Raw genomic sequence first — 12,043 nt, 5'->3', positions numbered from 1 at the left:
CCTAACCATGGCCCGAATGTCCCTGCGGCCCTGATGAGTCCGCCGTCCCGGCACCCATGCCCGGGTTCACGACCATCGGCTGCGGTGATTGCCCCGGTTCCAGGACCAGGAACTGCCCCATCATCCCCTGATCCTCGTGATGCAGCAGATGGCAGTGGAACATGTACGGGTGGAAGGGGTCACCCTGACCGGAGAACCGCATGGCCAGATGGTAGGTGCGGCCCGGCGGGGTGTAGACGGTGTCCTTCCAGCCCGCCAATTCGGCTGGTGGAACCTGCCCGTCGATGCTCACCACCTGGAACTGCACGTCGTGCACGTGGAAGTTGTGCGGCCAGTCGTCGGCGTTGCGCACCGACCACACCTCCACACTGCCCGCGGGGATCGTCATGTCGATGCGACCGGGATCCATGCGGCGCCCGTTGATCATGTACCACCGCAAGGTGAAGGTTCGTTGCGGCTGAACGCCTGCCGCCACCACGGGCTCGACCGTCGCGAGCGTCCGTGAAGGGGCTGGCGACCGCGAGAGTGCCTGTGCCGTGCGCAATTCGAGGATCGTGAACGAGTCGTCGAACCCGAACTTCGACGGGTCTGAGATGCCCGCCTGCCGCTCGATCGGCAAGGCCAACAGCGACAGCGTCTGGGACGGCCGGACGTCGAGCACGATCTCGGCCCGCTCCCCCGGGCTCAGCAGCAGACGGTCGAGCCTCGCGGGACGCTCGAGCAGCCCGCCATCCGTGGCGATCAGCTCGAACGGCGCGCCGTCGGATCGAGCCAGGTTGAACAGTCTGCTCGCACTGCCGTTGAGGATGCGAAAGCGGACCCTCTCGGTGCGCACGTCGAAGTACACGTCGTGCATCCCGTTGACGGTGACCACGTCGCCGAGCACACCGAATGCGGAGTCGTCGGTTTCGTCCAGGGTGCCGTCGGCCCGCAGGCGACGATCCTGGATGACGAGCGGAACGTCGTCGATGCCGTACCGCTCTGGCAGATCGAGCGTTCCGGAGGCACCGTCGTCCACGAGGAAGAACCCGGCCAGACCCCGATAGACGTGTCGTTGAGTGGCACCGTGCGGATGTGGGTGGTACCACAGGGTGGCGGCGGGCTGGTCGACGGGCCATCGCGGCGACCACGTGGCGCCGGGTTCGATCGCCTGATGCGGCCCACCGTCGAACATCGCAGGTACCCGCATCCCATGCCAGTGCACGGTGGTCGCCTCCGGCAACGCATTCGTGACGTCCACCGCGACGACGTCGCCCCGTCGGGCGCGCAACGTCGGACCCAAGATGGATCCGTCGTATCCCCACGTGGGCGTCTGCACGCCGGCCACCACCTCCGTCGTCCCGGCACGCGCGGTCACGGCGAAACGACGGACGCCGTCGCGGTCGACGACACCGGTGTCCAGCCGCGGGACCGGCAGGGGGCGGCTCGCGCCCACGTCGGGAACGTCGGCAGGTCGGCTCCCCACGCTGCCGGCGGCTGACAACGCGAACGGCAGGACTGCGGCACTGACGAGCGCTCTTCGGCGCGAGATCATCGGACTCCTCGAGGTCGGGTAGTGCCAGCCTCGCCCGTCGCACCCCACGCCGACCTCCTCCCGGCGGCCGGCGAAGGGCGCCGCCGACCGTCCCGAAGGGGGTTGTCCTGAGCGCGTTCGTCGTGTACCGGACGGTCGTCGCCTCCCACGGGCCCGTGGCCGGTACGACGGAGCCGCCCGGTTCCAGCCACCCGGTTCGAGCCGCCCGGAAATGGGCATCCGCACGACGACGAACAGCCCGCCGGGACGGACCCGTCGGTGGACGAGGAGGACCCGAAGATGACGATGCCGAGTGACGCCGCCGACGCCGTCGAGTCGCACGGAAGCAACGACGGACCGCGCGATCACGACGACGCCGACACCGATCGCGCGGCCTACGTCGACGACGACAACGTGCCGCACCCCGGCGACGCCAACGAGGCGGGCTGAGCCAGCCGTCGCGGACCGCTCGAGCCCGTGAGGGGCGGCGAACTCACGCTGCCGGAATGCGAATCGCCATCCTGGTCCCCGGCGAGGCGGCACCGATGTCGAACCGGCCCCCTGCCGCCGAGATCTTCGTGCGGATGGACGACAGGCCGAGATGGCCCTCCCGTTGACGCTGCGCGACGACGTCCTGCGAGATGCCGACACCGTCGTCGGCGACTACCAGTTCGACGTCGTTGCCGCAGCGCCGGAGTCGAACGGTGATGACCTGCGCCCGCGCGTGTTTCACCGCGTTCGTGAGGAGTTCCCGGGCGGCACTGAACAGGACGTAGTCGACGTCGCCGTTCCCGCCGTCGGTCCATTCGCCGGCGTCCACCTCGACCCGCAGTCCGGGGCGCTCGTTGAGCACCGTCGCCAGTTGCAGCAGCGCCGCCTTGACCCCCAGGCGCGCAAGGACTTCCGGATGCAGCTCCCGAGCGACGTCGCGCAGCAGTCGAGTGGCCTCGCTCAGGGCGGTCTCGACCCGCGGAATCGACTGGTCGTCGCCGGCGCGCACGTCCTCCATGTCCTGCCGAGCCACGATGACGTATTGCAGCGCACCGTCGTGCACCCGTTCGGCGAGTTCCTGCCGCTCGTGCTTCTCGAGGACCAACAGTTCCTGCAGCAGCTGCGAGCGTTGCCGAGCGAGGTCCTCGATCATGTCGACCCTGGCACGTTGGATCCGCGACAGGGCCACCGAGCCTGCGGCGAGCACGGCCAGGATGGCTGCACTCAGGATGATGGATGGCCACGGTTCCTGGTTCGCGGACTTCGTGATCCAGCTGACGACCACCAGCGCCGCGACCGTCGGGGCGGCGACCTGGGTGCTGACGCGCGGACTCAGCTGCGCAGCGGCGATCAGCGGGATGAGGAACAGCCCCGTACGGAGGACGTCCGACGTCCAATCCTCCTGCGACGTCAGCCCGGTGAAGACCGCCAGGACGCCGACACCCGCGATGTCGATGCCCAGCATCACCAGCGTGACGCGGTCCACCGTGCTCGCCGGAAGGTCGTGAACGGACGGGCGCAACGCCCACGCGCTCCAGCCACCGACGAGCACCGCATAGACGACGAGGCCGCTCACGCAGATCCACAGGTCGTTTCGTGGCGGTTCGAGGATCAGGGTCGTCAGCAGGAAACCGAGGAGCAGCACACGCAAGCCGCACTGCAGCAACGAGCTGTCCACGCCCGCAGCGACGCGCCCGCTCACGTCAGGCCTGCCCTCGTCCCCGCGGAGCGCCGAGGCCGTCGTCTCATCCACCGACACGCGCCCACCCTAGGGCACTGAGCTGGGACGAGCCGGAGATTCGGCACCTGGTCACGAGGCCCGGGATGGCACTAGCGCCGGACCTTCCCGGTGCGCAGCGAGTCCAGACACGTCGCCACCGGAGCCGGACGGCCCAGGAAGTATCCCTGCCCGTGGGTGACGCCCATGGTGGTCACGGCGCGCAATTGCTCCTCGGTCTCGATGGCCTCGGCGACGGTGACGGCGTCGATCTCGCGCGCGAGTTCCACGATGGCCATGGTCAACGCGCGTCGGGCGGGGTCGGTCTCGATGGCCGTGGTGAACTCTGCATCGATCTTGATCGTGTCAGGCTTGATGCGCAGGATCTGCAGAAAGCTCGCGTACCCCGCCCCAGCATCGTCGACGGCCACCCGGATGCCGTTGGCTCGCAGGGGCTCCAACGCCGCACCGAGACCATCCGGGAACGGCTCGTGCTCGGTGAGTTCGAGGCTCAGTGGACGATTCGCCCTCAGCAACAGGTCCTGTGCTGCGGAGTCCGACGCCGTGAACGGGCTGAAGTTGATGGTGACGGGCAGGTCGCGGGGCAACGCGCGACTGGCATCGAGGATGGCATTGGCGGCGTGGAGCTCCAGATCGACGTTGCGGCCATGCCGGCGCGCTGCCTCGAACCACTGCGCCACGCTGCGCTCTGGCGCCCCGGGGAACCGGGCCAGACCTTCGACGGCGACGACCCGGCCGGTGCTCAACTCGACGATGGGCTGGAACACCGGACGCAGGCATCCCTCGCTGAACAGGTGATCGAGACGGTGCTGCCGACGGTCGTCGACGGCGTGGTCCGGATACAGCAGCGTCGCAACGAACCTCGTCGTCGCGGCGGTTCGGTGTCGCCCGTCGGCATGCTGGGCGTGAAGCGCGTCGAAGAGGTCTGCCAACTCGGTCTGAGAGCGCATCAGCGCCCCCACGAAACTGCTCATCGACGCAATGGCCTCGACGGTGACCGGATCGAAACAGTGCGCTTCCGACGCGACCACCGTCATCACGCCGATCGCTACGTCGTTGTGTATCAGAGGAATCGCCACCCACGACCGGACGCCGAACCGGGCAGCCAGCGACTTCGACTGTGAGGGCACCCGTTCGTCGATCAGCACGTCCTGGGACACCTGGCGGGTCTTGGTCACCATCGCCGAGTCCTGCAAGGTGTTCGCCCGAGGCAACGTCTGGCCCAGCAGCGTGCCGAGGATCCCGTGCGCCGAGACGACGACGACGCGATCGTCGGCGTCGGGGTCTCGCAGACTGATCGCGGCGCCCGAGGCCGACGGTGTGAACAGCAGGATCTGTTCGGTGGCTCGCCGTGTCAGCGAGACCGGGTCCAGGGATGCCGTCAAGGCCTCGATCAGTCGCTGCACGCTCCACTCCGCACGCCCGTGCAGCCTCGACCCTCCGCTTCCTTGGCTGACACGGTGCCCACCCTAGGCCACGGATTCGCGGGTCGGTCGGAATTGGCAAACCCCCGTCGGGCGTCCGTCGGCGTCGACGTGGCGCGGGAAACCGAGTGCCTGCCGCACTTTGGCAGCGCCATGGCCGCTCGGCGCCACCGCGTAGCGAGCCCTCCCAGGCCGTAGCATCGTGTCGTCGCCAGCCGCGACGGTGGTTCGAGAGGGAGGTCTCGTCATGCGGGAGCGTCGGATCGGCCGGCACTGGGAGCTACTCACCTGTGCATTCGGCGGACACGTCACCTACGCGCCCGACGACCAGCGGCTCGCCGACCGGCTGCACGGGACGACGGGGCTCGGCGAGGTGTGGCGCTGCCTGCGGTGCGGAGACTTCGCGCTTGGTGCGCCGATGGGCACCGGCCACGCCGACGACGCGCCGCTGATCCTGCGTGGCAAGGCGCTCCGCCAGGTGTTCATCGTGCGCGCGCTCGCGGTGGAGCGGCTGTTGCGGGCACTGCTGCTGGCCCTCGCGGCGTGGGGTGTGTGGACGTTCCGGGGCGCACAGGTGTCCCTCCAGCAGGCGTTCGATCGCGACGTCCCACTGCTGCGTGCGTCCGGGTTCCGCATCGACCAGATGACGTTCCTGCACGAGGTGCAGCGGGCGCTCGCCGCCAAACCGGAGACGTTGGCGCTCATCGTCGTGGCGCTGAGCGCGTACGCGCTGCTCGAACTCGTCGAAGCCGTGGGTCTGTGGCTGCTCGAACGCTGGGGCGAGTACTTCGCCGTCATCGCCACGTCGGTCTTCCTGCCGCTGGAGATCTACGACCTCAGTCACGGCATCACGGTCACCCGGGTGGTGACGTTCGTGATCAACGTGGCGGCGGTGGTCTACCTTCTGGTGTCCAAGCGTCTGTTCGGGCTGCGCGGTGGCCGCGCCGCCTACGACGCCGAGCGGCGTGGCGCCCAACTCCTCGACGTCGAGCGCGCCGCTACCGCCGCCTGAGCTCGGCCAGATCAGTGGCAGTGCACGTGGGCCGTCGCGGTACCCGACGTCACCGGATCCTCGGCGGAATCGGCACCCACGCGATCGTGGATCGCGCCCGTCGAATGCGCCACCTCACCGTCGACGATCGTCAGCTCCGCGTGCTGATCCAACAGTTCGTCGGGGGCGTCGGCATGGCGGTAGAGGTCGTCGGACCACACCACCACGTCGGCCTGCATTCCCGACCGTAGCGACCCCCGCCGATCCTCGAGGTGCCAGGCCCGCGCACCGTGCACGGTGTAGCCCGCCAGTGCCGTGTCCAGATCGACGCATTCGTCGGTGGTCCAGGCGGCACTGCCGTCGAGAGTGGCCCTCGTGGCCGCCGTGTAGAGACCGACGAGCGGGTCCATCTCACCCACTTGCCAGTCGCTGGAAAACGCCACCGTCGCACCCGATTCCAGCAGGCTGCGGAACCGCCAGGCCTGGCTCCAGCGATGTTCGCCGACGTTGTCCATCCAGGTGCCCGCCACGAGATCCGGTGAGCAGTGCCGCGGTTGCATCGCCGCCGTCACCCCGAGCCGAGCGAACCGCGGCACGTCGTCGGGATGCACGCATTCGACGTGCACGATGCCATGTCTGCGGTCGCGCGTGCGGTTGGCGTGCCCGGCGTGCTCGATGGCGTCCAGCGTGAGACGGATTCCGGCGTCACCGGTGGCGTGCGTGTGGGTCTGCAGGCCCAGGCGGTCGAGTTCGGTGATGATGCCGACGAGTTCGCGGCCGGGATGGCTCGGTCGACCTCGCACGCCCGGTCGGTTCGCATAGTCGTCCAGCATGAGTGCCGTGTGGGGTTCGATGACGTCGTCGGCGTACAACTTGATGGGACCCAGCACGAGCATCGGGTGGTCCGGACGTTCGTCGACGGCGGACCGCAGGCGGCGTCGGAAGTCGCCGTCGGCACCCACCGGGTGGAACAGCGCGGCGATGACCCGGGACGTCAGAACTCCCTCGGCGAGGGCCCTTTCGAACAGCGGGAGTTCGGCGAGCGGCACCTGCGGCTCCACCACCGTGGTGATGCCCAGCGCCGTGGCCATGCGCATGCTCGAGCACAGTTTGCGGTATCGCCGATCCGGCGAGTACATCGGGATGTCGGCCTGCAGCGCGGCCAATCCCGCCGCGGTCATGGCGCTGGTGTAGAAGTCGGTCACCCATCCCGTGGCCTCGCCCGTGCCGTCGACGCGTTCCGGCTTGCCCCATGCCACGTCCCGGCCGTCGGCGACGCCGAGCGCTGCCAGGGCGGGCCGATTCAGCCACACGGAGTGTTGGTCGTAGGTCGTGACGAAGATGGGGCGGTCGGTGATGCCCTCCAGGTCGTCGGCGTTGGGGCGGCGGCCCTGAACCACCGAGTACACCGCGTTCTCGGCGCAGATCCAGCTGAGATCGGTTCTTCGCGTTGCGAATTCGGTGATGCGCCGACGCACCTCGGCGAGGTCGTGCGCACCTTCGAGCGATACCGCGTCCTCGTCGAAGCCCAACAGCAGGTGGTTGTGACTGTCGATGACGCCGGGCGTCACCAGTCGTCCTCCCGCGTCGACGCGACGGTTGGCCGCGGGTGCATCGGCAGCTGGGCCGACGTAGGCGATCCGGCCTGCCGTGATGCCCACCGCCTCGGCCCAGGGGCGACCCGAGTCGAAGGTGCGGACCCGGGCATTGGTGATCAGGGTGTCCAAGAGTGCCTCGTTCGTCGGCGCATGATTCTTCGACACTTGCGTCGAAGAATGGTGACGAGCCTGACACGGTCGCTCGATTACTGTCAAGCGCATGGCTCGACCGAAGAACCAGGGAGCTCGCCGTCAGGCGCTCATCGACGCGACCATCAGCGCGGTGCACACCCACGGACTGCGCTCGTTGTCGCTGACCGACGTCGCAGCACAGGCCGGACTCAGCCGTGGCACGGTGCTGTACTACTACGAGGATCTGGACGCTCTGCTGGCCGAGGTGCACGCCGCGGGCGTCGCCCGCTTCTGTGACGCGCGCGACGAGCTGATCGCCGCCACGGACGGTCCGTCCGGTCAGCTCGCCGTGGCGATCACCGCAGGCCTACCGACCGGTCCCGACGACGCGCTGATGCGCCTGTTGTACGAATTCGACTTCCTGGCAGGCACTTCCACGTTGCACGACGAACTGGTGCAGAAGATGTACCTGCTGCAGGTGCAGACCTACCGAAACATCCTCGACGCCGGCATCGCCGATGGCTCCTTCACGCCCAATCTGGACACCGAGCAGCTGGCGATGACGTTCGTCGCGCTCGAGGACGCCTACGGGCTGCACATCGTCGCGGGCAATGCGCTGCTGACCGTCGACGCCGCCGTCAGCGCCATGCGGGCCGTGGCGGCCGAATTGGGGTGCCCGACGGCGATCAATTGCTGAACAGCGCCGGGATCTTCAGGAACAGCTGCACCAGCCCGTAGCAGAACGGTACCCCCACCCACAGCCAGCCGATGACGCCCAGCGTGACGTTGCGGGACGTGGGTCGGTCTGCGGGGGACGCGGATTCGGTCACGATGCCTCCTTGGCCATGGCCACCGACGGGGCGTCGGAACCGGACGGGGGACGGGGCGTCTTGATCAGCTCATTGCACACGAACGCGATCACCAGGAGCGCGATCATGATCGCGAACGACAACGTGTAGCGTGCGGGACCCACGACGCCGGCGGCGATCTGGTGGTCGGCGATGGCGTTGACGATCAGCGGGCCCAGCACACCGGCCGTCGACCACGCCGTCAACAGCCGGCCGTGGATCGCGCCGACCTGCTTGTAACCGAACAGGTCTCGCAGGTATGCGGGGACGGTGGCGAAACCCGCACCGTAGTACGACAAGATCAGGATGCACGCGACGAGGAACGCGGGCTTGCTGGAATCGGCCACGAAGATCAGTGCGAGGTACAGCAGCGCACCCACCCCGAGGTACATGCGGTACATGTTCTTGCGGCCGAACACGTCCGAGAGCGTCGACCACAGGATGCGGCCCGCCGAGTTGGCCAACGAGAGCACCGCCACGAACCCGGCCGCAGCCGCGACGAGCGCATCTGCCGACGTCGCGTCGGGAAAGTAGTCACGGTAGATCGGGGCAGCACGCTCCAGCACGCCGATTCCGGCGGTCACGTTGAAGCACAACACCACCCACAACAACCAGAACTGCGGGGTCTTGATGGCCTGGTCGGCGGTGCGGTCCGGTCCGGCCCGCCTGCGGCCACCGCTCGCGCCGTGCTGCTGCTCGACGGCATCGACCCGCCAGCCCGGTGGCGGCGTCCGGATCAACAGCACGCCCACGAGCATGAACACGGCATAGACGAGGCCCATCACCAGAAAGGTCTTGCCCAAACCGGTCTGATCGGTGCCGAACCACGACATCAACTGCGACGACCACGGCGACGCGATCAGCGCGCCGCCCCCGAAACCCATGATGGCGAAGCCGGTCGCCATGCCCGGCCGATCGGGGAACCACTTCATCAGCGTGGACACCGGCGAGATGTACCCGATGCCCAACCCGATTCCGCCGATCACGCCGTACCCGAGGACGACCAGCCACATCTGTCCAAGCGCCGCGGCCAAGGCCGAGATCAGCAGGCCAGAGCAGAAGCACGTGGTGGACACCGCCATGGCCCACCGCGGGCCGCGACGATCCACCGACGTCCCGAATATCGCCGCCGCCAGACCGAGCATCACGATGCCGAACGTGAACGGCAGCGCGCTGACGACACCCGACACTCCCAGGGCGTCCTGCAGGGGCAGCTTGAACACGCTCCAGGAGTAGACGCTGCCGATCGCCAGGTGGATCGACAGCGCCGCGGGCGGAACCAACCACCTGCTCCAGCCGGGCGGCGCGACCGCGCGTTCGGGGGCCAGCAACGTGGCGATTGACATCGTCCTCCTAGGAACCGAGAAGTCCGCTCACGGCCACGCTATACCCCACCCCGGCCGGCTCACGCCCGCTCGACGAAATCCGCGAGCTGGGCGGCCAATTCGTGCGCGTAGGCCAATTGGGCGGACAGCTTCCGGCACGCCTCGTCGACCTGGGCGCGGCAGGCCGCGAGGTGGGCGACGGCCTCTTCGCGCTCGGAGGTGGAGCCCGTCTCGAGCGTGTCGAGGGCGGCCAGGAGATCACGCATCTGTTCGAGGCTGAATCCGAGTGGCTTCATCCTCCGGATGGTCAGCAGCCGCTCCACGTCGCCTGCGGTGTAGAGCCGAAACCCGCCCGAGGATCGCGCGGAGGGAACCGCCAGCCCCACGTCGTCGTAATGCCGGATCGTCTTGATCGAGAGCTGCGTGCGCGCTGCCACCTCACCGATCTGCAGGTGCTGGTGTTCGCTCACGCCAAGCGGCCGCTCAGCTGACGATGCCGATCGGCGCTGCCGGCGTTCATCCCGACGAAGCTGACGGTCTTGCCCTTGGCCGCGTACTTGGTGGCGATCGCATCCAGAGCGGCGACGGTCGAGGCATCCCAGACGTGGGCGGCACTCAGGTCGACGACGACGGTGGGCGGGTCGCCGGCGTAGTCGAATTGGTACACCAGGTCGTTGCTCGATGCGAAGAACAGCTCCCCCGTCACCGCGTACACGCGTCTGTCCGGGTCGGGTTGGTCCACCACGCTGACCGTGGTCACGTGCGCCACGCGTCGGGCGAACAGCACCATCGCGGTCAGCGTGCCGACGATGACACCGTAGGCCAGGTTCTCGGTGGCCACGGTCACGGCGACGGTCGCGACCATCACTGCGGTCTCACTCTTGGGCATGCGCCGCAACGTCTTCGGCGCGATGCTGTGCCAGTCGAACGTCGCGACGGACACCATGATCATCACCGCCACCAGAGCGGCCATCGGAATCTTGGCAACCAGATCGCCCAGCCCCACCACCAGGCCGAGGAGAAGCGCGCCCGCCAAGAACGTCGAGATGCGGGTACGCGCCCGGCACACCTTGACGTTGATCATGGTCTGTCCGATCATCGCGCAGCCGCCCATGCCCCCGAAGAACCCGGTGACCACGTTCGCCACGCCCTGCCCCAGCGACTCACGCGACTTGTTGGAGGGCGTATCGGTGACGTCGTCGACGAGCTTGGCGGTCATCAGGGACTCCAGCAGACCCACGATGGCCATCGTCAGCGCGTAGGGCGCGATCACCGCAAGGGTGTGCATCGTGAGGGGGACGTCGGGAATCATCAGCTCGGGCAGTGTCGACGGAAGTTCGCCCTGGTCACCGACATCGGGCACCGACCAGCCCACGGCCAGGCACGCCGCGGTCAGCACGGCGATGGACACCAGCGGTGCGGGGACGGCAGTGGTGAGCCGCGGGAGCGCGGCGATGACGACGACGCCGAACGCCACCATGGGGTAAACCAGCCACGGTACGCCGACCAGGTGGGGCAGCTGCGCCAGGAAGATCAGGATGGCCAGCGCGTTGACGAACCCGACCATGACGCTGCGAGGGATGAAGCGCATCAACCTGGCGACCCCGAGCGCGCCCAGGACCACCTGGATGATGCCCGCAAGGATGACGGCGGCGACGAGGTAGTCCAGTCCGTGGCTCTTGACCAGGGGCGCCACGACCAGCGCGACGGCTCCGGTCGCGGCCGAGATCATCGCCGGCCGTCCCCCGACGATCGCGATGGTGACCGCCATGGTGAACGACGCGAACAGCCCCACCCTCGGGTCGACGCCGGCGATGATCGAGAAGGAGATGGCCTCGGGGATGAGCGCCAAGGCCACGACCAGACCGGCGAGGACCTCGGTCTTGAGCCGACGTGGGGAGCGCAGCGTCGCGCGGACCGACTGCGTGTCGGATGGATCGGCGCCAGAGGGCACGGGTGCTCCGTTCGGGGTCACGCGCGCCGGTTGCGCGCGAAAAGCGGGAGATGCAGGCGCCATTCACGAAGCGCGGCAGCCACCAACGGCAAACCCTACCCCTACTGGAGGGTTGCCCGGCGAATCGGCGGCCCCGACCGTGGCGCAGATCACGCGCTCAGCGCACCACCTGGCGATGCCCGGCATCGATGCGGCGGGTCCAGCCCCGGCCGTCGAGGTGTTCCAGCAACGGGATGACCACGCGCCGGGTGGTGTCGAGCGCCTGACGCGCGGCACTGGTGGTGAACGGCTGCTCCAGCGCGGCCAATGTCCGCATGGCCAACGCCGGCGCCGACGGCAGCACCACCAGACCATCGGCCAACCGCAGCAGCCGGCCCGCACGCACGGCAGCCGCCAACTCGCGCGCACCGAGCCCGAGCTCGGAGAGTTCGTAGGCCTCGGGAGCGCGAAAGGGTGCGGCCGCCAGGCGCCGCTCCACCTCGGCGACGGCCCGCTCGGCCGGACCCAGCTCGGCGCGGGCGCCCGGTCG

Annotated in this window: 12 protein-coding genes; 3 read left to right on the top strand and 9 right to left on the bottom strand. The window is 68.6% G+C overall.

From position 1 onward, the window contains the following. Position 1 precedes the first annotated feature (1 nt). On the bottom strand, positions 2–1,435 hold the full coding sequence (locus AC30CM_RS13045; RefSeq protein WP_490117304.1) for a multicopper oxidase family protein: 1,434 nt from the start codon (positions 1,433–1,435) through the stop codon (positions 2–4). Between the two features lie 378 nt (positions 1,436–1,813). On the opposite strand from AC30CM_RS13045, the gene AC30CM_RS13040 reads away from it, so the two are divergent. Then, positions 1,814–1,963 (top strand): hypothetical protein, encoded by a 150-nt coding sequence (locus tag AC30CM_RS13040; RefSeq protein ID WP_490117303.1) that lies wholly within the window; start codon positions 1,814–1,816, stop codon positions 1,961–1,963. 43 nt (positions 1,964–2,006) lie between these two features. Here the strand turns inward: AC30CM_RS13040 and AC30CM_RS13035 are convergent, their stop codons facing one another. Further along, complete coding sequence (locus AC30CM_RS13035) at positions 2,007–3,263, bottom strand: sensor histidine kinase (RefSeq protein ID WP_490117302.1); 1,257 nt, start codon at positions 3,261–3,263, stop codon at positions 2,007–2,009. 71 nt (positions 3,264–3,334) lie between these two features. Next, positions 3,335–4,648 carry a sensor domain-containing phosphodiesterase gene (locus tag AC30CM_RS13030; protein WP_490117301.1) on the bottom strand — a complete coding sequence of 438 codons (1,314 nt, stop codon included), beginning with the start codon at positions 4,646–4,648 and terminating at the stop codon, positions 3,335–3,337. A gap of 265 nt (positions 4,649–4,913) precedes the next feature. Here AC30CM_RS13030 and AC30CM_RS13025 point away from each other — a divergent pair, with 265 nt between their 5' ends. Further along, positions 4,914–5,678 carry a DUF2127 domain-containing protein gene (locus AC30CM_RS13025; protein WP_490117300.1) on the top strand — a complete coding sequence of 255 codons (765 nt, stop codon included), beginning with the start codon at positions 4,914–4,916 and terminating at the stop codon, positions 5,676–5,678. An 11-nt stretch (positions 5,679–5,689) separates the two neighbouring features. Here AC30CM_RS13025 and AC30CM_RS13020 read toward each other — a convergent pair whose 3' ends face one another. Then, on the bottom strand, positions 5,690–7,384 hold the full coding sequence (locus AC30CM_RS13020) for an amidohydrolase (RefSeq protein WP_490117299.1): 1,695 nt from the start codon (positions 7,382–7,384) through the stop codon (positions 5,690–5,692). 91 nt (positions 7,385–7,475) lie between these two features. Here AC30CM_RS13020 and AC30CM_RS13015 point away from each other — a divergent pair, with 91 nt between their 5' ends. Beyond that, positions 7,476–8,084, top strand: a complete 609-nt coding sequence (locus AC30CM_RS13015; RefSeq protein ID WP_490117298.1) for a TetR/AcrR family transcriptional regulator — start codon at positions 7,476–7,478, stop codon at positions 8,082–8,084. Here the strand turns inward: AC30CM_RS13015 and AC30CM_RS13010 are convergent. The 5 genes from AC30CM_RS13010 to AC30CM_RS12990 all read right to left on the bottom strand — a co-directional run. Then, positions 8,074–8,217: an MFS transporter small subunit gene (locus AC30CM_RS13010; protein WP_490117297.1), complete on the bottom strand. Its 144-nt coding sequence runs from the start codon at positions 8,215–8,217 to the stop codon at positions 8,074–8,076. The genes AC30CM_RS13015 and AC30CM_RS13010 overlap by 11 nt on opposite strands. Further along, a complete protein-coding gene (locus tag AC30CM_RS13005) occupies positions 8,214–9,581 on the bottom strand; it encodes an L-lactate MFS transporter (RefSeq protein ID WP_490117296.1) in 1,368 nt (455 codons plus the stop codon). The genes AC30CM_RS13010 and AC30CM_RS13005 overlap by 4 nt, the downstream gene beginning before the upstream one ends. Positions 9,582–9,640: 59 nt before the next feature. Further along, the gene (locus tag AC30CM_RS13000) at positions 9,641–10,030 is read right to left on the bottom strand and encodes a MerR family transcriptional regulator (RefSeq protein WP_490117295.1); all 390 of its coding nucleotides are present in this window, start codon (positions 10,028–10,030) and stop codon (positions 9,641–9,643) included. Next, a complete protein-coding gene (locus AC30CM_RS12995; protein WP_490117294.1) occupies positions 10,027–11,514 on the bottom strand; it encodes a SulP family inorganic anion transporter in 1,488 nt (495 codons plus the stop codon). The genes AC30CM_RS13000 and AC30CM_RS12995 overlap by 4 nt, the downstream gene beginning before the upstream one ends. Positions 11,515–11,671: 157 nt before the next feature. After that, positions 11,672–12,043, bottom strand: a 372-nt coding sequence (locus AC30CM_RS12990) for a SelB domain-containing protein (RefSeq protein WP_490117293.1), incomplete at its 5' end; no start/stop codon positions are given.

It is taken from the genome of Mycobacterium sp. DHQP2018-32-09, assembly GCF_058148405.1.
This window is presented reverse-complemented; position numbering and strand designations above follow the sequence as displayed.

What these genes read in the sequence shown, in the direction of transcription:
- AC30CM_RS13025 (WP_490117300.1), top strand. Translation starts at nt 4,914, where the DNA reads ATGCGGGAGCGTCGGATCGGCCGGCACTGGGAGCTACTCACCTGTGCA.
- AC30CM_RS13040 (WP_490117303.1), top strand. Translation starts at nt 1,814, where the DNA reads ATGACGATGCCGAGTGACGCCGCCGACGCCGTCGAGTCGCACGGAAGC.
- AC30CM_RS13005 (WP_490117296.1), bottom strand. Translation starts at nt 9,581, where the DNA reads ATGTCAATCGCCACGTTGCTGGCCCCCGAACGCGCGGTCGCGCCGCCC.
- AC30CM_RS13015 (WP_490117298.1), top strand. Translation starts at nt 7,476, where the DNA reads ATGGCTCGACCGAAGAACCAGGGAGCTCGCCGTCAGGCGCTCATCGAC.